Source organism: Leptospira mayottensis 200901116 (assembly GCF_000306675.2).
Taxonomy (GTDB): Bacteria; Spirochaetota; Leptospiria; order Leptospirales; family Leptospiraceae; genus Leptospira; species Leptospira mayottensis.
In genome coordinates this window covers 2,551,532-2,571,602 of record NZ_CP024871.1, presented here as the reverse complement: position 1 = coordinate 2,571,602, position 20,071 = coordinate 2,551,532, and the positions used below count along the sequence as shown (strand labels likewise).

Sequence of the window (20,071 nt, the reverse complement as noted above, 5' to 3'; positions counted from 1 at the left end):
GAGATAAGATGATAAAAATTCTAAACTGTATGCTTGTGTTTTTGTTCGCGTTTACTTCCTGTACAAAGCAAGTGAAAGTAAGAGTTCACGTTGATACGGGAGTGACTGTAGAGATCTTAGGTCCTCACAAATATAGGCTCGTTGCGATTGGTGGAGCTTCTTCCAGTTCCGTGGAAGAGAACGATCTATTTAAAATGAAGAATACTTCTTGTACTGCCGCAAAATCCATCGCGGGGCATAAATTGGAAGAATTGGAACCCGAACAAAAGAACAGACTGTTCTTTATGGAAGCGATCGACACGAAATATATAGACGACGGAGCCTATTGCCAAATCACGTTTCGTTACGAACTTCCCGTTCCTAAGAAGCAGCCGTAGTTCCTGGATTCATTTTTGGAAAGTAGTGGCCCGGTTCGATAAAAGAAACTCGATTTCTTCCTTTTTTCTTGGATTCGTAAAGAGCTGAATCGATAGAATGATAAATATCGTCGAAACTGAACTCTTCCATCGGACTGAGAATACAGGCACCGATGGAAACGGAAATTTTAACTGGATCCCCACTTGGAGTCCGATAGGATAATTCTTTTTCGGCGACTTCCATTCTTAATTTTTCGCAGAGTTGAACGAGATCATCCTTTTTGATCGCGTCCAAAAGAATACAAAATTCATCTCCTCCAATTCTGGAGCAGATATCGGTTGCCCTTACTCTTTGTTTCATCACGTCTGAAATTGTACGAAGCGCCAAGTCTCCCGCCAAATGTCCGTAAGAATCGTTGATCTCCTTGAGATAATCCATATCTAAGATGATCATCGCGAGAGAGAATCGATAGCGTTGCGCCCTTTTGAGAAAAAGTTCGAATTGTTCAATTAGATATCTTCGATTGTAAAGTCTGGTGAGTTCGTCCACCTTGGAAATTTTTTCGATTTGGATGTTCTTCTCCCTGAGCTTATTCACCGCTCTTTGCAGTTTTTTCTTTGCACGATGATCCATCACTCTCCAGAAGTTGATCAAAAGATTTCCGAATACACCTGTAAAAAGATAAATCAATACGTTAGCCAAATCGTGTTGTAACGCTTTTGCGTTTCCGGTCAGAGTTGTACACAAAACCAGGGAAAGATAGAAAAATACGTTGAAAAAGATTACGGTCGTTCCGGTGAACCAAAGAAGAATATTTCCGCTTACGACTAGGGTTGTATAAAAATGAAAGTAAAGTTCCATTCTTCCCGAATCAAAGAAGACGTAGGGGAGAATAGAAAGCACGATCACTCCCGAAGAGAGAATGCTATATCTCTCGATTTTTTTACGGAATAAAAATTTCCATTTTATAAGCAAAAATGCGAAAAAAGCGGACAAAAGGACGACCGTTAAACGCGAATAGGCAAGGATTCGATTTTCTTTACCGAGCCCGGATTCTCCGTCCGGGACCAAAGCTGCGATAAGACTGATTCCAATACAAAAAAAGAAATAGATGACCGTGGCTCTTTTGATTTCCGGTTGATAGATTCTCAAATAATCATCCGTAAGCGGATTAAAAAAAACTCTCCGGGCAAGTAACTTTATTTTTTGATTGTTTCCTAACGAAAATCTCATGTGTTTTATAAAGGACCAAATAGGATCTAACCTCCTCATTTTAGAAGCGATTTTGTTTAAACAATCAGGATTTATAAATCCGTTTGAATGACTTTGTACTATACGTTCTTTGACGATTAAAAAACGACGATCTTTCTAGGGTTTTTTGTCAGAAGAGAGGGCAAAGGCACTCCCTCCCCACCGAGAGATCGTACGAATTTGCCGTTGATCCTAAGCTGGATGCCTCGAATTGGAAGATTTTCCATGAGGCTATAAGTGAGTTGATCGATCCGGTCTTTTAAAAGTTCCGGTCCGGCCCCTCTTTCTAAATCGCTGCTCAGAGAGAGTTTTAAAATCCCTTCTTCAATTCTATAATCTCCGTCATAATGTAGGTTTTGCGGAATGGAATTTAGAATTCCTTTTTCCTTTTCCTGGGAAACCGGGCCTGCAATGAGAGAATTTAAGATTAGTTTGACCCTATCCCCGCCCTTGGAAAGTCGGAGGACCTTTACAAGTCTGGAATGACTTTTGTTTCCCTTGCCGTAAAATTTCAAGAAATACAGAGATAATTCTCCTTTGTCCGTAGGTATCGGGGTTGGGGGGGATTCGTTTTCGAAATTGACGGATGCAAGTGGATGTTCGAGGACTGGAACGAGGTCGTCTTCGTTAAGATCTTCTTCGATGGAATTTTCATTTTCGGAGGAGACGTTTCCGTTTTGAAGAAGTTCTCCCAGGATTTCGTCTTCCGCTTGATCCATAAGCTCTTTGTGATTGAGATTTCCTTTGGGATAGGATTCCGGACTCATCTTTCCGATATTTCGGAATTCGATTCCGGAAAGTGAAAATCCAGATCCTGTACTTTTATCTAAAAGTACTAACGTAAAAATAATTCCGGTAAGAATGAAAATGAGATTTTTTCTTTTTTCGGAATCTGGCACTTTTTCATTTTCGGAAGAAAAGAGGAATCCATACAGGCAAAAATCAGAGGATTGTGTTCAGATCGGAGAGGTTTTTGAGTTCCAATTCAAAGTCCGGAATTTCTCCTGTAGGAGCGTGTCCGTACGAACAAAACGCAAACGGACAACCGTTCTGACGGGCGGCCTCGTGATCTGAAAGTCTGTCTCCTATCATGAGAATTTCGTCCGGTTTAAGATCGTTTCGTTTTACGTATTCTTTCAGGATTTCTCCCTTGGTTTTGATTCGTTCGTTGTCTAAGACAAGAATCGGATCGAAATAGGAAAGAACTCCCGCTACTTCCAAGATGGTTTCGATATATGGCTTTCGTCCGTTTGAAGCCGCTAGGATTCGAAACCCTTTTCTTACAAGGGATTCGATTGTTTCTTTGACCGAGGGGTAGAGTTCTCCCTCTCCTTTTTTGATTCTCTCGCATAAAAAACGAAGCACACTATCGGAAATGGAGTCTCTTTGTTCTTCGTTCAATTGTGGAAGGAGATTGCGGAAAATGGTTTTGACAGGCTTTCCGATTTCCATCATAAGTTGGTCTCTGGACGGAAGATCGACTTGGATTTCGAAAGTTTTGGAAAAATTTTGAATCGAGTCTCTGTAGACTTCGAGTATCATTCCTTCGGACGAAAACAAGGTTCCATCTACATCGAATGCAAGCGCTTTGAGAGAATCGACGGAAAAACCAGTCATCAAAGGACAGTCTTTTGAAAACGGATTCTTTTGACATTTTCTTTTTCCCTTTGCTTGATTTTCCTCGGAGTCGGAGAAAATAGGAAGAACTTCTTATGAAGACTTCTAATTCGCATCTGTTTGCGCAAAAATCTAAGGGAGAAAGTTTTGCAAATCGGTCCAAGTTGTTTTCTTCTTTTGATTGGAACGATTATAAAGCTCAGCTTCAAAATCGTGTGAAAGGTTTTGAGCTGGGGCGTTACTTCGATTTGACGGAAGGTGAAAAAGTCGGAATCGAGAATACGATTCGTCTCAATGTTTCCGCGACACCATATTACATTTCTCTAACGGACCCAGAAGATCCGGACGATCCGATTCGAAAGATGATCATCCCGAGAGAAGCAGAGTCTATTTTTTCTCCGGAAGAATCTCCCGATCCTCTGCACGAGGAACGATTGTCTCCGGTCAAAGGGTTAACTCACATGTACCCGGATCGAGTTCTTCTTTTTACCAATCACGAATGTTCGGTTTATTGTAGACATTGTATGAGAGGTCGTAAGGTTTCCGATTCTAAAGAGAGAATGCTTACGGAGGATTTGGAAGCTTGTTTTGAATACGTTGAAACATGTCCGGAAGTGACCGATGTGGTGTTGTCCGGCGGAGATCCTCTAAATCTGAGCGATTCCAAGATCGACTGGATTTTGGAACGATTGGAAAAGATCGAACACGTAAAGATCTGCAGGCTTGGTACCCGAAATCCAGTCACGCTTCCGTTTCGAATTACATCAGATCTTTGTAATATTATAGAATCTCACAATACTCATCGGCTTTCCATCTTTTGTAATACCCAGTTTAATCACGCAAAAGAATGCACTTCCGAGGCGAAAGAAGCGATCCTAAAACTTCTCAAAGCCGGAGTGAGTGTCGGAAATCAATGTGTTCTACTAAAAGGAATCAATGATTCCGGGAAAATTATGTTAGAACTTCATAAAAAACTGTTAGAGTTGAGGGTTCGTGCCTATTATATGTATGATCCGGAACTGATTCCCGGTTCGAGAGGTTTTCGAACCCCGCTTGCAAAAGGTATCGAAATCATTTCCTATATGAGAGGAAAAATAGGGGGAATGGGAATTCCGCAGTTCGTAAATGATCTTCCCGGAGGAGGTGGAAAAATTACGTTGACTCCGGATTGGTATCTTGGTTTTTACAAACCGAAAAGGATGCACGTATTTCGATCCGCTTTACACGGATCTTATCATCTAAGTCCGGAACCTCCGGATTCCACGATGGAAGAAATCTATCCGGAGATCTCTTTGGAAACTTGGGAAAGAATTTCTCCAAACGCGTTCGGTGCCCAAGAGAAAAAATTGAATGCGTGATGCAACGCCGACAGTTCTTGTTTACGCGGACCTTCATGAGTTTGAAGGGGAATTTCCGGAAATCTACAAACAGGAATGGGAATCATCGAAATCTGTAGACGCTATTTTAGAATTGTTAAGCGAAGTTGGGGAAAGAGTCGAACTTGTCGCCACTCCGAATGAACTTTTAGAAAAGTTAAAACATTATTCCGACTTGGATTTTACAAAACGCCCGGTCCTCTTTCATCTGATGGAGGGATTTCGTTCCAGAAACAGGGAGTCCTTGATTCCTGCCGCGGCGGAGTTGTTTGGTTTTCCTCACACCGGTTCGGACGTTTATTCTCAAAACGTGTCCTTGGATAAAAATCTAACGAGAATATTCGCTCAGTCGATGGGTATTCCGATTGTACCCGGATTTTTAATTCGTTCTGAGACGGATTTTACGGTTTCGAAGGAGTTTTCCTTTCCCGGATTTTTAAAACCTTCTGGAGAAGGTTCCAGTCTCGGAATCGGAGAGGAAAGTATTATTCACGATGAAAAAGATCTTCGTTTTAAGTTATCCTCCAGGCCGGAAGAATTTTTTCCTTATCTCTTGGAAGAATATTTAACAGGAATTGAATATACGATTTCCGTAATGGGATCTAATGTTGTAGGCTATAGAGTCAGTTCTGCGGGAAGATTGCTCCTTCGGGACGAACTCAAAGTAGAAGAGGTTTACGGGGAAAAAACGAAATCTAAAAGTGTAATGCCGGAAGCTCTCATATTTGATTGTCCTTCCGGTTTGGAGATGTTCCTTCAGGAACGGAGTCGATTACTTTGTAGTTTCCTTGGTACTTCCGGTCCTGCAAGACTGGATTGGAAACTCGATTCTTTAGGAAATCCTTATTTTCTTGAGATAAATCTTACTCCCGGTTTGTCTCCGTTTTATTCCACATTTCCGATTTGTTATCGTTGGAGCCTAGGGGACGAAAAAAACTTGTTGCAAGAGATTCTAAAAATAGCCCGTTTGGATTTTGAGACTGATCGATTTTTATATGCCAAAAAGAAAATCAGATCCTTATCAAGTCAAAGATAAAGTCATGGATTTATGCAGACAGTGATCCCTATTCAAACTTCCGAATCCTTTCGAAATTCTTTGGAAGAATCGGTTCGGAATCATCCGGTCCTGGTTTCCAATTGTTGGTTGGAAAAAAAGGAAAAGAAAATGGAAAAGGAAGACCTTCTTCTCTGGCTTCGTCAGGAATACTTCGTCAGCATAGACTTTGTAAATTGGTTTTTAAATACGGCTGCGATCAGTGATTCTGTAGACGCAAAAATCGTTCTTGTCTCTAATATTTGGGAGGAATTGGGCGAGGGTAATGCGGAAGATTCTCACGTTTGTATCTTAAAAAAATTTCTTTCGGATATGGGCGAGGTGGTGCAAGATATACATAGACTTCCCGAAACAAAGTCTTATATAGATTTAATGCGGAGGATAACTACCACGGATTTTTACTCTGCCCTGGGTGCGCTTGGTCCAGCGAACGAATACTTGCTTAAATTAGAATATTCTAGAATGTTTAAGTCTTACAAGGATCTAAAGAAGCGAATTTGTTTGCCGGAAGGAAAATTTTTTCAAGTCAATTTAAATGCGGACGAATCTCACGCCGAAAAACTTTTTCGCTTAATCGAAATTGTGGCGGACACGGAGGAAAAAAGAAATCGAATAATGGAAGGAAGCAGGCTTGCTTTAGATGCAAGACTTGTGTTTTACGATGGCCTAACGACTTTTCAAGGACTTTAGAAAATTCATTCCGATCATTCCTAAAATTGGAATCAAGGGAAGATAAAGAAGTGGTGCAATCCAACGGTACCCTTTTAAAGAATGACTGAGCTTTCGGACCGCAAAAAATCCGGGATATCTCCTTCCGTTTGCGATCATTTGAACGTTTCCTTCTGCGACGCTGATATTCAAATTCGGATGGATTTCTCTCAATTCTTTTTCTGAAAAATCGCGAAAGGACTTAAATCTGATCTTGGGGTCGAGATTCAGATTTTGCAGTTTGGCTGCGAGGTTGGAGCAAAACGAACACTCTCCATCGTATAAAAAAACTCGGGTATCCATCTTGAGATCAATTCTAATAAAAATTTGGAGAAATCATTGTTGCGTTTTACATTTCATAGAATTGTAATTTATTGTTTATTTTCAATCCATTTTTTCTTAAAATATCATAGATCGAATTCGCCTAAGTTACTTCAGTATTAGAAAAGTTACTCTTTTATATCGCTCATCTTAGCTGTGCTAAGAGTCTTCGATTACGCTATCTACGACTATCCTTCTCTCTCCTATATTTCTTGTGTCAAGTCCCCTCCGCTATTTTTTATATAAGACCATAATAAATCAACTTACGATTGAGAACCTTATCCGGCATAGAATCGAAAAGCTCTCCCGTTTTAATCATTGTATAAAGAATTTCGATCATTTTGCGAGAAGTCGCTATGATTGATTTTTTAGGACCTTTTTTAGGATATAATCTTTGATAGAATTCTTTTATCTTTCCGCCATATTGACAACGGACAAGGCTCCAGGCCGCCTGAACGATCACTCTTCGAATTGAAGGCTGACAATTCTGCCGTAATAAACGGAGTCTCCAGAAATATCAACCCTCGGCACAAGACCTACGTAGTAAGCGGCTTGTTTAGCCGAAGAGAATCTTTTACAATCTCCCATATAACTCATGATCTCTAAAGAAGTGAACAAGCCAATTCCTGACATCGAAAGGATCGTTTGAGCATAAGCCTTGTTTTTCTTTAAGGCTTCTTTAATTTGAGGTTATCTCAAAAACTCCTAATAACGATCATGATACATGCGAGTATCAGAATTCCATAAAAGTTTTGATCGTTTCGTTCGTATCGAGTTGCAAATCTTCTGAAGTTCTGTAGCCAAAGAAAAAGTTCGTTCAATTTTCCATCTTCCACGATATTTCCGCAACTTACGTCCATCCTGTGTCTTTTTCTTTTTTCGATTTGATTTGTGTGGAGCGATCAAATTTACTTTATATTTCTTTTTAAGATATTCATCTAAAGGATCAGAATCGTAAGCACGATCTCCGACTAAATCTTTGATTTTGCCTTTGACTTTTTTGCGGATGATTGCACCTTCCGCGAGCTTACTTTCATGCGGCGAAGCACTTTCAATCCCGGCGGAGATAGGAATACCATTTTTGTCGACGATAACCATGACTTTTGTACCCTTTCCCCGTTTAGTTTTGCCAATACGTAGGCCCCTTTTTTTCCAGGAACAAAAGTCCCGTCAATGAAACACGTGCTTAAATCCATCTTGCCTCTTATTTCTAAGTCATGAAGAAGCGCTTCTAAAATTTTATCCAGGCTTCCATTTTTGCGCCATTCTTGGAATCTTCGATGGCATGTTTGATATGCGGGATATCTATCAGGTAGGTCCATCCACGGAGCACCGGTGCGAAGAATCCATAATATACCGTCCAAAATCGATCTTGAATTTACACGCGGACGACCTTTACCGTCATCTCTTGCTTCGGGTTCTACAAGTCAATCGCAAAGCAAATTGCATTGTTCGTTCGTTAGTCACCTAATCAGCTCATAACGATCAATTATATTATTTATAGTTTAAGTACAAGAAATTTTAAATCTGACTACACGGATGACGGTTTTTGAGATAACCTCTTCTTCTTCTATTAGTTTTAGATTTAGTTCTACTAAGCCTAAACTTTTAAAATTCTTTCTGCTTCTTTTTTGTATCGTTCAGGAAGCAAGTTTATGTAGAATTCTCTTGAGAGTTTAGTTCGTAAATGTTTCTTTGTAATTTGAGTCACACCAGCCTGAGTAAATAAACTGTGAAGCCGATTCTTGTTTTGTGTTAGTTGTTTTACACAATTCTACTGTTCGGTGCATAGTTTTCTTTTGTCCTTTTTTTCATCGGAAGGAATCGGAACGACCGGCAATTCGTCTATCGGAAAACGTTGTATGAGTCTTGTGATCTTGAGCGAGTCTTCTTTATCCGTCTTTTTCAAGGATTGGTAAATTGTAGCAAGGTCTCCCGGATTCAATACGATCACTTGAACTTCTTTATGAACTTTTAATATCGTTTTTGCGATTCTGAAGGATTGAGATTCATCTATGGATCGAGGTATCACCCCAAGAGAGCGACCCATGAGAAAGCTCTGCGACCTTCAGTTCAGAAGGCGGACTTACAAGTTGAGAGGAATTTTGAAATAGTAAGACTCCAAAACACATATTTTTTCAAGTGTTCCGACAAGAACGAGGCTTTTTACTTGCAAAAAGTCTGATTTTCTGATAGAGAAAAATCACCGGAGTCTTCCCGCCACCTCTCCTCCTCCACCCAAACGCGGGTGGGGCGCGCACGTTTCACAGAGGATTGTCGGAAGAGATCCAAGTAATTGTGAGAAATAGAGAGCGTTATACTTCGAGTTCAGGAGCGAGATGTCTTAACCTCTTCAAACGACTGGCAGAGCGATCAATCTGCCACCGGCCTTCTTAACTCCGTCGATTCAAGAATATCATACTCGGAACTGCCTCACATCCAAGAATCATACTAATCTATGGATCGCTCATCTTAGCTGCGCTAAGAACCTTCGATTAACTCAACCTCGCTTCTACGGTCGCTCGGTAATGTTTTCGCTATCTACGGCTATCTCGCTCTCTATGGATCGCTCGATAGATCTTGCGGATAATTTCTTAAAAAGAAACAAATACCCGGAATATGCTCTTCCTGGACTCCAATCCAAAAATAAATCCAGATTCCTTCCTTTTGCATTCCGTCACAGACTTTCATGTACCACTTGGATATCGTGTTTTCCTTTCTTGCTCTCCAGAATAAAACGGGAAATTTGCGGGTCATTTCGTCCCAAATATCTCTTCCGACACCTTCTCCTCTGGCAATTTCGTCTACCGCAAACTTGGAAAGAAATGTTCCGAAAGGGGTTTTTTTTACCAACGCACAACCTTTGAATTCGGATTCTAAAAGGATTCCAGCAAACTCTTGACTCCAAAAATTTTCTTTCAGAGATCTTTGAAAAGCTTTTTCAATCAGAAGATTCAACTTATCTCTGGAAATCGAACGATGATCCGGGATGAAGTCGATTCTATTTTTTCTACGGATCAGAGTTCCGCTTCCCTTAATCGTAAATAATTCTTTCAACAGTGAGGAAGCGGATGTAACCGCAATTCCGAATTCCTTATCCTTTACATTTTTATAAAGTTCTAAACAAAAAAACAAAAGCGAAGCATCTTCTGGGTCTGGTTTTATGGAAGAGTCGACATCGAAGATCGAAATTTTATTCCCTTCGCAGAAAATTCCTCCTCTCGAATAAAGATGAACTAGCTTTTTCGTATGCAGAGTGGAGCAGAGCTTAGTCAAGAATGTGAAAAGAGGCGGCCCTTTTTCCCCCGTGACAAAAACCGGAATTTTTTTTTCCGAAAGGGCCGAAATGACCGCACCCGCTAAATTTTGAGGATGTCGGAATAATTTTCCGGGGAGAATCGACGGGGATTCTTCTTTGTTATGGTTTCTATAAAAGAGATTGGTGTAGGAAATTCCGTCTTTGTCTAAAACGACAACCGGATATAAATCTAACTTATGAAGAATCTTGAGATTGTAAAGGAGTGCTTCTGCGGACTCCATAAGTGTACCGGAATCCGCATAGATCACAGCGAACTTTTCAGGTTCGATCGAACGGAAAAGTTTTAGAAATTGAAACGAATCCTTAGTATTATCTGTGACTTCCAAAAGTTTAAGGAAAATTTCTTGATGTTTCATTCCGGTTCGATTGGATTATTTGCCCAAAGTGTAGGCAACTAATTTTCCTTCGAGCTTACCAATCGTTAGGGATTGCTCCTTATCTTTTTTCAATTTGAGAAAACCTAAGAGTGAGGTATCTCCGCAAGCGAGTGCCAAGATATTTCCCGCAAAATGATCTTTGAGCTTTTTGCCCCATACAACATAAATTTCCTTGGCTTCTTCTTTGGTACCTATTCGAACTCCATAAGGAGGGTTGGTCACGATAAAACCGCCGGAAATTTTTTTCTCGTTTTCGGAAACAGTAGCATCCGATTCAAAAAAAGTGATCAAGTGATCCACACCTGCGTTCTTTGCATTTTGTCTTGCAAGATTCAAAGTTGTTTCGTTCTTGTCCGATGCGAAAATTTTCACTTCGGAATAATTTTTTACGTTGAGGTTCGTTTCCCCAAAGAGTTTTTTAAACGGAAGAGAAGCCGTCAGGCTTCTGTAATTCGTATAACCGCTGTATAAAAGTTTGAGAGCCGCCTCCACTACGATGGTTCCCGAACCGCAGAACGGATCATATAACGATGATTTGGTGTTCCATCCCGAATATCGAACCAAAGCGGATGCGAGAATTTCCCGCATAGGAGCCGGTCCTCCGATTCTTCCATGTCCTCTTTGTTGAAGAGGTCTTGTATTGAGTCCCAGGGAAAGTTTTGCATGATCGGAATGGGAACGAAGATAGAATAAAAAATCGGGTTCGTCTCGAGAGACCTTCGGGGGTTCTTTTCCTTGGGAGCGAAATCGATCAAAAATGGCGTCTTTGAGCTTGTATGTCGCATAACGTGAATCTTTCAAGGAATCCTTGGTTGTCGAATCGATTCGAAAAGAATGTTCGGGTCCGAGGATTTTCTCAAACGGAAATTGGACAGCCTGATCGTAAAGATCCTCGGGATTTTCCACTTTCCAGTGTTTTAAAGAAATGCTGATTCCGGACGAGATTCCAGTGGAAAGTGCGAATTCCTTGAGAGTGTGCGCTAAACCTTGAAAAAAAACTCCGCCTCTATTTTCGGAAATAATTTTTAGACCAGCCTCTAAGATTTCCTCTCTTAAAAGCCCGGAAAGTCCGTCCGGGCAAGATGCATGGTACTCGAAAGAATCCGGTTTTGAAAAATCCCATTCCGATTTAAAAGGATTTTGTTTTTGCCTTGGATCGTTCGGAAAATTTTTTATAGCAGGTTTTTTTGATTTTAACCGGAGAGATTTTTTAGGAATTGGTTTTTTAAAATTTGTCACTCTATTTGCTGCGCGAGATAGTTTTCAACGCCGATCTGACGGATGATTTCTTGTTGGGATTCGATCCAATCGATGTGTTCTTCTTCAGAGACGAGAATTTTTTCAAACAGCTCTCTGGTTCCGTTGTCATTGTTCTTAACCGCGATCGCGATTCCACGATTGAATCTTTCCACAGCCGCGTATTCTAAGTCGAGATCCACTTTTAAGATTTCTTCGATGTTTTTTCCTACGTTAATCTTCATGTATTTTTGAAGATCAGGTACGCCGTCCAGATAAAGGATACGATCGATCACTTCGTCTGCGTGTTTCATCTCGTCTATGGATTCGTGTTTCATAAAATCTGCAAGTTTTTTAAAACCCCAGTTCTTGTTCATCTTTGCGTGAATAAAATATTGATTGATTGCTGTGAGTTCTGCAGAAAGCACTTCTGCGAGAATCTCAAGTACTTCTTTATTACCTTTCATTGTTTTCTCCTTGTTATCAATTCAGTATAAAAATCATTCTTAATTTTGCAAGGATAGTTTAGAAACTCGAATGAAAAGTCGTCTTACTTGCGTTATTTAATTTTTTTTGATTTTCAATCTCACAATTTTTAAAAACATAGACTCTGATGTCTGCACCCGTTTTTATTCTCGATTCGGAACTCAGTCACTTCGGTAAGACTGCACTTGATTATCATTCTCTTTCTTATCAAACTGCAATTCAACTTTTGGAAAGAAATTCTGAGTTTGAACCTCAGTTTCTTATTTTTGCTGCGATGGCTCCCGAAAGATACACGGGAGAGATCTTTCTTTCTGCAAGAATTAAGGAGAGCCTTGGTTTAAAGAATTTATTTACTATTAGAACGGAGACCGCTTCTTCGTCGGGAGCGAGTGCTCTTCATACTGCCGTTTACTTTCTGCGATCGGGAGCATTTCAAAGAGGAATTGTAATTGCTACCGAAGTGATGAGTCGTTTGGAAAGGGAGCAAAACAATCTTCTTTTAGGGAGTGTTTTGTCTGAACGTCAGAAAGGTTTTGCGATGTCCATGGCTCAAGGTGGGGGAATGATAGCGACACGTTATCTGCACGAGTACGGATACGACCGTAAGGATTTATACGCTCTTTCCAAGAAGTTGCACGACAACGGACTGAGGAACGAAAAGGCTCATATTCGGAAGAATATTACGGAAGAAGAATATTTTAATTCTCCTCTCTTTGCGAGTCCTCTTTGTCTGTATGATATTTCTCCTCTTTCCGACGGGAGTTGTGCGGTATTACTCGATTCTGAAAAAACGAAATCTCCCAAACGGCTTGAGGTTCGTGGAATCGGTCACGGGATCGGAGATCTTTCTTCTCCTCCGGGTTTTTTAAGTTTCCCTTCCAGTGTTTCCGCGTTTGCGGGAGCGTATAAAGAAGCCGATTTAAAACCGGAGCGGATTCAGATTGCCGAGCTTCACGATGCGTTTACTCCTTTCGAGTTGATCGGTGCCGAAGACGCGGGACTTTTTCCGAGAGGAAAGGCTCTGCGTTATGTGCGGGAAGGTAAAACTCATCCTGATGGACAACTCCCGATCAATGCCTCGGGTGGTTTGAAAACGAGGGGGCATCCTGTGGGAGTTTCCGGTCTTGCTCAAATTGCGGAATTACAGACTTGGATGTATAAAGAGGAACGTTTTCAAAACGGCTTGGCTCTTTCGATTGGTGGATTAGGGATAAACAATTTTGCGACGATTCTTTCCAAAGTTTAGAATGGAATTTAACGGTGAATGAAAAAATACTTCTGGTTCAGACTGCATTTTTAGGGGATCTGATCTTAACGACTTCCTTCTTTCGGGAAGTCAAAAAAAAATATCAGAATTCACACCTTACGGTCGTAGTCAATAAAGGGACCGAAAGTGTGCTGGAAGCTAACCCTTATATAGACAGACTGATTCCTCTGGATAAGAAAGAATTTAAAAGATCTTTGTGGAAATTTTTTTCTTTTTTGTGGAGTCTCCGAAAAGAACGTTATACTCTTTGTATCCTCCCACATTTTTCCTTTCGTTCCACTTTGATCGGGTTTGCTAGTAGGGCCAAGGTGAGAATCGGTTACGAATCCGCGGGTTTTTCTTTTTTACTCACAAAAAAAATTCCGAGGTCTATTCAAGGAATGCACGAGGTGGAAAAACTTTTTTCTTTGTTATACGACAGAGAGGAATATTCTAAAATACAAAAACGTCCTGAACTTTTTTGGCGCGAAGAATCTATCTTTCGAGTTCGAGTTTTGATGCAAGAGAATGGGCTCGAAGAAGGGAATTACGTTTTACTCGCGCCGAGTTCGGTTTGGGAAACGAAACGGATGCCTGCTTCTAAGTTTAGAATTTTAGGAGAACGTCTTGCGAAAGAATCCGGAAAAAAAGTAGTTCTTATCGGCTCCAAAGCGGATATCGATCTTTGTGAAGAAGTGGGTGCTGGTTACGGAATTAATTTTGCGGGAAAAACCAACTTACCCGAGCTTTCATTTTTGGTTTCCAAAACTGCCTTGATGATCAGCAATGATTCTTCTCCTATTCATTTTGCTTCTGCGTTTAATATTCCCACATTAGCGGTTTTTGGTGCAACTATTCCTGATTTCGGTTATACTCCTCTTGCAGATTCTTTCTTTATTTCCGAGATCCAGGGGCTTTATTGTCGTCCTTGTGGGATTCATGGTGGAAAGGTTTGTCCGGAAGGACATTTTCGTTGTATGAGGGAACAGGATATGGATAAGATGTTTAAAGCGGCGATCCAATTAGAAAAAGGAAATGTAAAATGACTCATACCCTTTATAGAGAAAGAATCGCGGAAGTTCAGAAAAAGCTCAAAGACGGAGAGGTTTTGATCGTTTTTGCGGCTTCTCATTTAATCCGAAATCGGGACGTAGACTATAAATTTCGTCAGGATTCTGACTACTATTATCTCACCGGCCTTGACGAATCCGACGGGATTCTAATATTAAAAAATTCTTATAAATCTATCTTTGTTCTTCCCAAGGATAAGGAAAAGGAGATTTGGACCGGGATTAGAGTCGGAAAGGAAAAGGCAAAAGAGCTTTTAAGGCTCGACGAGTCGTTTGATACGACGGAGTGGGAATCCAAACTGGACGAGATCCTCCTCAATCAACATACCTTGTATCATTTTTTCGGAAAAAATCTCGTTCGGGATACGAAACTCATCGAATGGATTTATTCTCTCAATCAAAGATCCAGGGAGGGAAAATTTGGGCCGAGAAGAATCGAATCTCCCGATTTTTTACATTGGATGCGTATGTTTAAATCTCCAGCGGAGATTGATGCGCTTCGAGAATCCGCTAGGATTACCGCTTTGGGCCATGAAAGGCTTATGAGAGAATCTAAGCCCGGTATGTACGAGTACGAACTTGAAGCCATTTTAGAATCCGAATATTTAAAACATGGGGCCTGGGGAGGAGGTTACGGACATATAGTCGCCGGTGGAAAGAATGCTACAATTTTACACTATACGTCTAACAACTGTAAGTTGAACGACGGTGAACTCGTTCTTGTGGACAGCGGTGCGGAAAAAGGATATTATACCGCGGACGTTACTCGAAATTTTCCTGTGGGTAAAAAATTTTCTTCTGAACAAAAAGCAGTGTATGAAGTCGTTTTAAAGGCGCAAAAGGAGGCTGTGTCAAACACAAAGGAAGGAGTCGAATTTGTCGCGATTCACGATCAAGCCGTTAGAACACTCGTGGAAGGTTTGAAGGATCTAGGTTTATTGCGGGATTCGATCGACTCCATCCTAGAACAAGGAATATTCAAAAAGTATTATATGCATAGAACCAGTCATTATCTGGGAATGGACGTTCACGACGTGGGTGCTTATTATCAGAACGGATCTTCTAAAAAATTAGAAAGTGGTCAGGTGATTACGATCGAACCCGGGCTTTATTTCGATCCTACCGATCTTGAGATTCCGGAAAAATTCCGAGGGATTGGAGTTCGAATCGAAGACGACGTTCTTGTGCAAGGTTCTAATCCTTTAAACTTGACTTCGATGATTCCTAAGGAAGTAGACGAGATAGAATCTAGAAAAAACTGACAACGCCTCACTGCTTTTTTACAGATCGAATTTTTCTGCTGAAAAACGATGGAAATCTAAACGTGCAGTCGGATTCCGATCCTAAACAACGTGAGTTCGGCTTAACAAATACGAAAGCGAGGGTTATGCTGGGATCTGTAGATTAACGTGAGTTCGGCGTAAGAAATCCCTGATTCATTTTTTTTGTAGGAAGTTGGAATTTGAACTTTGTAAATCTATTTTAAAATGTGGGAACTACAACAAATTGCGATTTTACGAACAAATCCTAAAAGTAAGAGGGACTCCTACTTTTAGAAAATCGCTTTCTCATTTCGAACCACCGAACTCACCTTAAATAAGGATTCAATAGATTATTATGTAATTCATACGTGCTGGAATGTTCGTTTCTGAAGTTATGCCAATCAATTCGTTTAACAATTGATAGACGAAGATAGCGCGGGTATAACGAAAACAAGAGGTTTAAGATCTTGGAATATAGGAACTCCGAAACTTTATTATACATTTACGGACAGTCTGTAACCTACTCCCGGTTCGGTCAGTAGTAATTCCGGGTTGGAAGAGTCCGTTTCTATTTTTTTTCTTAAGCTTGCTACGTGAACTCTCAGAGGACCCGATTCGTTTTTTGCGAAAGGCCCCCAGATATGACGGATGATTTGTTCCTGAGTCAAAACCTTGTCGGCGTGTTGGATTAAAAGAGATAGGAAAGAATATTCAATCGGAGTAAGATGCACCGTTTCTCCCGATACCTGAACGTTCCTACTCGATAGATCCACGTATAAATTTCCGGAAATAAAAATCGGAGAACCCGGCTCCTGTGTTTTATTGCGAAGCGCCACTCGAATTCTCGCGAGCAGCTCCCCCATACTAAATGGTTTTGTAATATAGTCGTCGGCCCCCCCGTCCAACAAGGAGATCTTTTCTGGATCGGAAGACAGAACGGATAACACGATGACGGGGGTTTCGCTCCAGGTTCTAATCTCTCTAAGAGCCTTGATCCCGTTTCCGTCCGGAAATTGTAGATCTAAAAGAATGACATCCGGAGATTCTTTTGCGGCCTTGAGTATGGTTTCCCCAATCGTCGCCGATTCGATTACGTCGTAATGGGAAGCGCTTAAACTGATTCTTATCATTTTACGGATACGATCGTCGTCGTCCGCTATCAGAATTTTAGGATTCATACGGTTAGCCCGGTTTTATCGGAATGTGGATACAAAATCTGGCTCCTCCTTCCTTTCGATTCTCAGCGATCAAAGTGCCTCCGTGAGTTTCCACGATGGACTTGCTGATGGAGAGACCAAGGCCGCTTCCTATGTGACTTTGATTTTTACTTCGATAAAATTTCTCGAAGATTTTATCAAGTTCTTCTTCCGGGATTCCGGGACCGTTATCTTCCACGACGTATTTCATCTTATCCTTATCGGGAAGAAGTTCGATGGCTACGGGAGATCCTTCCGGAGAAATTTGAACCGCATTGAAGACTACGTTGAAAAGTGCCTGTTCCATTAGAGTGAAATCCATCCAAGTAGGGATCGGATTTTCGGGAAGATGAATCACACAACGGCTGTTTTTCACGGTTTGTCTGAGTCTTCTTACTACGACGTGCACGAGATCGGAAGGATCGTGCCAGTCCATTCTCAACTTCAAAAAACCGGATTCGTAACGACTCATGTCCAGAAGATTGCCGAGAAGAAGGTTCAGAATCATACTGCTTTCGTTGATTTCGTTTAACAATTCTTTGCGGGCTTCGGATGATTTGTCTATTTCCGGTTCTAAAAGAGCCGTAACTGCGCCTCGGATCGTAGAGAGAGGGGTTTTTAATTCGTGTGAAAGGGAATTAAAGATAATTGTATATAAACGTTCGGATTGATTTGCAAGATATCTGGTCCGGGTCTCTTCGGATAACAATTCCCTTTCCAACGCTAGCGCGATCTGATTCCCCATGGTGAGCAAAAGATTTTCCTGATCGAGATTCAATCTTTCACCGAGGACAATACCGATCACGCCGATGATTTTTCCGGGAGCGATCATAGGAAAGTAGGTTCCTAAGGATAAGGGCAGAGTATCCGTAAATTTTCCCGCGGAGATTTTGTTCTTATACGTCCAGTTTGCGACTGCGGTTTCTTTCGCGTCCGGAAAAAAATTTCCGGCCCTGGAAGAATTCGGATCTATGTTTCCCTGATTTTCCAGAAGAATCGCAACGTCCGTCTGAAAGACTTTTTTAAGATAATCGGCTCCGATCCGGGCGATTTGACGGATATCCCTTGCGTGCCCTAATTCTTTGGAAAGATCGAATAACGTGGTCAAACGTAATTCGCGGTTGATCAATACTTTTTCTTTTTGTCTCAACCTGGAGGTGACGTTTCCGATGATGATCGAAATAAAAATAAAAGAACCGAACATCAGAACGTCTTCCAGTTTTTCGATAAAGAAAGTGTATCTGGGGGGAATGAACAAAAAATCCCAAAAGATTCCGGATAACAAACCGGCCAAGACCGTTGGGCCTTTGGAGAAAACGGATCCGATTCCCGATACGAAAAATAGATACAAAAAGGAAATGCTCCAGTAACCCGTGATAGGTTCCAGAAAAAGACTTATACAAGTCGCCAATAAAATGAATGCGACCGAAGCGACGTATTGTTTCCCACCCGATGAGGTTCTTAAGAATCGCCCCAGTGCGGATTCTTCTTCCGAAAAAGAAGTATGATCATAAGGAACGAGGCAGAGTTCGAAGTTCGACGTGATCCTGGCGAGTTTGGAAGATGGAGAGTTCCATTTTTTCCACCAAGACATCGGAGATTTTCCCAAAACCACACGCGTTATGCCCTTTTGCTCGACTATACGAAGAACGGCTTCCACCAGATCTTCATCTGCGGCGTAAAGAATTTCGGAGCCGAGTTCTCTCGCAAAATTTAGATTCTTTTCGAGTCGACTTAGATGTTCCTTAGAAAGATTTTCCCTCGTTTGATTATAGATCGCGAACAATTCCCCGTTTCTTTCGTAAGCAAGACGTTTCGCATAACGTAATAAGGAGTAAGAATTCGGATTTGCGCCGATCGCGACGAGGATCTTTTCCCTGAATTTCGTGGAATCGGGCGAGGTGGTCACGTGTCTCGCGGTGTAGTTGAGTGCCGTCTCACGAAGAAACGCCAGATTTTCCTTTTTAAAAAAATGATCCACGGCTATATTCGCTTTTTCGGGAATGTAGACTTTTCCTTCCTGCAGACGTTTTCTGAGATCATCCGGAGAAAGGTCTATCAACAGAATTTCGTCTGCCACGTCCAAAACAGAATCCGGAATCGTTTCCCTGATTTTTACGGAAGTATTTTTTTCGACGGTCTCCACTTGGCTTTCCAAGTGTTGAACATTCAAAGTTGTGAATACGTTGATGCTGTGATTTAAAATTTCGAAGACGTCCTGATAACGTTTTACGTGTCTGCTTCCCGGTATGTTCGTATGCGCGAATTCGTCTATTAATACGACTTCGGGCTTCCGTCTGAGAATGGCGTCTATGTCCATTTCTTCGAATCGGATTTTTCTGTGTTCCATACTTTTTCTCGGAAGAGTTTCCAATCCTTCCAATAATTCTTCCGTTTCCTTTCTTCCGTGGGTTTCTATGTAACCTATCACCACGTCCACGCCTTCCTTTTTAAGCGCGCGTGCGGCGTTTAACATCGCGTAGGTTTTACCGACTCCGGCGACCATGCCGAAAAAAATTTTCAGTTTTCCTGAAATGGATTTTTTTTCCTCGGCTTGGATCTTACGAAGAAGTTCATCCGGATCCAATTTGGATTTTTCGCTCCAGTCGGTCATTCTTTGATTCTTCCGAATTCACCATCCAATTTCAAGTTCAATCGAAGTACGTTGACGCGTTTTTCTCCGATGTATCCGAGTGTGGGCCGCTCCAGAGATTGTTCTATGATTTTTTGAAATAGAAGAATCTGTTCTTGAGTCAATTTTCTCGCAGCGATCACCCGATTTTTCTGAAATTGAATGCCGGCGGGACTGATATGAGGATCGAGCCCGGAACCGGAAGCAAACAATAGATCGGGAGGAACGCTCTTCTGATCCGGATGTTTCGCCAAAAGGAACTTTCTTCTTTCGTCGATTTTCGATTTCAAGTAAGCGTTAGTCGCACTTGAATTGGACGCCGTCGAAGCCACCGTTGTATAATTTCCGGCTGAGGGTCTAGGCCAGAAATATTCGTTTTTTGTAAACTTTTGGGCGATCAGTTCCGAACCTACGATTTTGCCGTCGACTCGTATCAAACTTCCGTTTGATGAGGACGGGAAAAAGCGTTCGGAAAATCCGGTAATGACGATCGGATAAAGAATTCCGGTGATAAATGTAAGAGATAAAAGGGTTCTGATCGCAATCGATGCCGTGTTTAACAT

At 41.3% G+C, this 20,071-nt stretch carries 20 protein-coding genes and 2 pseudogenes; 8 read left to right on the top strand and 14 right to left on the bottom strand.

Features of this window, described 5'->3' with window-relative positions; genetic code table 11:
• Positions 1 to 8: 8 nt before the first annotated feature.
• Positions 9 to 377, top strand: a complete 369-nt coding sequence (locus tag LEP1GSC190_RS11645) for an LIC11299 family lipoprotein (RefSeq protein ID WP_004280286.1) — start codon at positions 9 to 11, stop codon at positions 375 to 377.
• Here the strand turns inward: LEP1GSC190_RS11645 and LEP1GSC190_RS11640 are convergent.
• The 3 genes from LEP1GSC190_RS11640 to LEP1GSC190_RS11630 all read right to left on the bottom strand — a co-directional run bounded on the left by LEP1GSC190_RS11640 (position 361) and on the right by LEP1GSC190_RS11630 (position 3,225).
• Positions 361 to 1,590 carry a GGDEF domain-containing protein gene (locus tag LEP1GSC190_RS11640; protein ID WP_002762715.1) on the bottom strand — a complete coding sequence of 410 codons (1,230 nt, stop codon included), beginning with the start codon at positions 1,588 to 1,590 and terminating at the stop codon, positions 361 to 363. The genes LEP1GSC190_RS11645 and LEP1GSC190_RS11640 overlap by 17 nt on opposite strands.
• A 116-nt stretch (positions 1,591 to 1,706) precedes the next feature.
• Positions 1,707 to 2,507, bottom strand: coding sequence for a GerMN domain-containing protein (locus LEP1GSC190_RS11635; protein ID WP_002762789.1), 801 nt, complete (start codon positions 2,505 to 2,507; stop codon positions 1,707 to 1,709).
• A 43-nt stretch (positions 2,508 to 2,550) separates the two neighbouring features.
• Positions 2,551 to 3,225: an HAD family hydrolase gene (locus tag LEP1GSC190_RS11630; RefSeq protein WP_002762690.1), complete on the bottom strand. Its 675-nt coding sequence runs from the start codon at positions 3,223 to 3,225 to the stop codon at positions 2,551 to 2,553.
• A 95-nt stretch (positions 3,226 to 3,320) separates the two neighbouring features.
• Between LEP1GSC190_RS11630 and LEP1GSC190_RS11625 the strand changes: the two genes are divergently transcribed.
• From LEP1GSC190_RS11625 to LEP1GSC190_RS11615, 3 genes are read left to right on the top strand one after another with little or no spacing between them, the layout of a single operon-like run.
• On the top strand, positions 3,321 to 4,583 hold the full coding sequence (locus tag LEP1GSC190_RS11625) for a KamA family radical SAM protein (RefSeq protein ID WP_002762704.1): 1,263 nt from the start codon (positions 3,321 to 3,323) through the stop codon (positions 4,581 to 4,583).
• Positions 4,576 to 5,637, top strand: a complete 1,062-nt coding sequence (locus LEP1GSC190_RS11620; protein ID WP_002762796.1) for a D-alanine--D-alanine ligase family protein — start codon at positions 4,576 to 4,578, stop codon at positions 5,635 to 5,637. Before LEP1GSC190_RS11625 ends, LEP1GSC190_RS11620 begins: the two co-directional genes overlap by 8 nt.
• A 12-nt stretch (positions 5,638 to 5,649) precedes the next feature.
• On the top strand, positions 5,650 to 6,345 hold the full coding sequence (locus tag LEP1GSC190_RS11615; RefSeq protein WP_036035972.1) for an iron-containing redox enzyme family protein: 696 nt from the start codon (positions 5,650 to 5,652) through the stop codon (positions 6,343 to 6,345).
• Here the strand turns inward: LEP1GSC190_RS11615 and LEP1GSC190_RS11610 are convergent.
• The 4 genes and pseudogenes from LEP1GSC190_RS11610 to LEP1GSC190_RS20295 form a co-directional block, all read right to left on the bottom strand.
• Positions 6,322 to 6,666 (bottom strand): DCC1-like thiol-disulfide oxidoreductase family protein, encoded by a 345-nt coding sequence (locus LEP1GSC190_RS11610; protein WP_004280670.1) that lies wholly within the window; start codon positions 6,664 to 6,666, stop codon positions 6,322 to 6,324. The genes LEP1GSC190_RS11615 and LEP1GSC190_RS11610 overlap by 24 nt on opposite strands.
• Positions 6,667 to 6,922: 256 nt before the next feature.
• Positions 6,923 to 7,371, bottom strand: a pseudogene (locus LEP1GSC190_RS11605) (transposase); the annotation flags it as partial.
• An 18-nt stretch (positions 7,372 to 7,389) separates the two neighbouring features.
• Positions 7,390 to 7,752, bottom strand: a complete 363-nt coding sequence (locus LEP1GSC190_RS20300; protein ID WP_237578380.1) for a transposase — start codon at positions 7,750 to 7,752, stop codon at positions 7,390 to 7,392.
• Positions 7,656 to 8,048 carry a transposase gene (locus LEP1GSC190_RS20295; protein ID WP_004280231.1) on the bottom strand — a complete coding sequence of 131 codons (393 nt, stop codon included), beginning with the start codon at positions 8,046 to 8,048 and terminating at the stop codon, positions 7,656 to 7,658. The genes LEP1GSC190_RS20300 and LEP1GSC190_RS20295 overlap by 97 nt, the downstream gene beginning before the upstream one ends.
• Here LEP1GSC190_RS20295 and LEP1GSC190_RS20290 point away from each other — a divergent pair.
• Positions 7,970 to 8,155, top strand: a complete 186-nt coding sequence (locus LEP1GSC190_RS20290; RefSeq protein ID WP_237578392.1) for a hypothetical protein — start codon at positions 7,970 to 7,972, stop codon at positions 8,153 to 8,155. The two genes, LEP1GSC190_RS20295 and LEP1GSC190_RS20290, sit on opposite strands and share 79 nt — an antisense overlap.
• Positions 8,156 to 8,246: 91 nt before the next feature.
• Here the strand turns inward: LEP1GSC190_RS20290 and LEP1GSC190_RS11590 are convergent.
• From LEP1GSC190_RS11590 to bfr, 4 genes and pseudogenes are all read right to left on the bottom strand, one after another.
• Positions 8,247 to 8,692, bottom strand: a pseudogene (locus LEP1GSC190_RS11590) (IS110 family transposase); the annotation flags it as partial.
• 551 nt (positions 8,693 to 9,243) lie between these two features.
• Positions 9,244 to 10,359, bottom strand: a complete 1,116-nt coding sequence (locus LEP1GSC190_RS11585; protein ID WP_004280877.1) for an acetylglutamate kinase — start codon at positions 10,357 to 10,359, stop codon at positions 9,244 to 9,246.
• A 15-nt stretch (positions 10,360 to 10,374) separates the two neighbouring features.
• The gene (locus tag LEP1GSC190_RS11580; protein ID WP_004280031.1) at positions 10,375 to 11,619 is read right to left on the bottom strand and encodes a THUMP domain-containing class I SAM-dependent RNA methyltransferase; all 1,245 of its coding nucleotides are present in this window, start codon (positions 11,617 to 11,619) and stop codon (positions 10,375 to 10,377) included.
• Positions 11,616 to 12,083, bottom strand: a complete 468-nt coding sequence (gene bfr / locus LEP1GSC190_RS11575; RefSeq protein ID WP_002762783.1) for a bacterioferritin — start codon at positions 12,081 to 12,083, stop codon at positions 11,616 to 11,618. The genes LEP1GSC190_RS11580 and bfr overlap by 4 nt, the downstream gene beginning before the upstream one ends.
• Positions 12,084 to 12,229: 146 nt before the next feature.
• Between bfr and LEP1GSC190_RS11570 the strand changes: the two genes are divergently transcribed.
• The 3 genes from LEP1GSC190_RS11570 to LEP1GSC190_RS11560 are packed head-to-tail and all read left to right on the top strand — an operon-like array spanning position 12,230 to position 15,680.
• Positions 12,230 to 13,348 carry a thiolase family protein gene (locus tag LEP1GSC190_RS11570; protein WP_002762721.1) on the top strand — a complete coding sequence of 373 codons (1,119 nt, stop codon included), beginning with the start codon at positions 12,230 to 12,232 and terminating at the stop codon, positions 13,346 to 13,348.
• Positions 13,349 to 13,362: 14 nt separating this feature from the next.
• Positions 13,363 to 14,394, top strand: coding sequence for a glycosyltransferase family 9 protein (locus LEP1GSC190_RS11565; RefSeq protein WP_002762781.1), 1,032 nt, complete (start codon positions 13,363 to 13,365; stop codon positions 14,392 to 14,394).
• Positions 14,391 to 15,680, top strand: coding sequence for an aminopeptidase P family protein (locus LEP1GSC190_RS11560; RefSeq protein ID WP_002762799.1), 1,290 nt, complete (start codon positions 14,391 to 14,393; stop codon positions 15,678 to 15,680). Before LEP1GSC190_RS11565 ends, LEP1GSC190_RS11560 begins: the two co-directional genes overlap by 4 nt.
• Positions 15,681 to 16,174: 494 nt before the next feature.
• Here the strand turns inward: LEP1GSC190_RS11560 and LEP1GSC190_RS11555 are convergent, their stop codons facing one another.
• The 3 genes from LEP1GSC190_RS11555 to kdpC are packed head-to-tail and all read right to left on the bottom strand — an operon-like array spanning position 16,175 to position 20,071.
• Entirely contained in the window at positions 16,175 to 16,858 is a 684-nt protein-coding gene (locus LEP1GSC190_RS11555) for a response regulator (protein WP_002762750.1), read from the bottom strand.
• Positions 16,859 to 16,862: 4 nt separating this feature from the next.
• Positions 16,863 to 19,490 (bottom strand): sensor histidine kinase, encoded by a 2,628-nt coding sequence (locus LEP1GSC190_RS11550; RefSeq protein WP_004280823.1) that lies wholly within the window; start codon positions 19,488 to 19,490, stop codon positions 16,863 to 16,865.
• On the bottom strand, positions 19,487 to 20,071 hold the full coding sequence (gene kdpC / locus LEP1GSC190_RS11545; RefSeq protein WP_002762740.1) for a potassium-transporting ATPase subunit KdpC: 585 nt from the start codon (positions 20,069 to 20,071) through the stop codon (positions 19,487 to 19,489). Before kdpC ends, LEP1GSC190_RS11550 begins: the two co-directional genes overlap by 4 nt.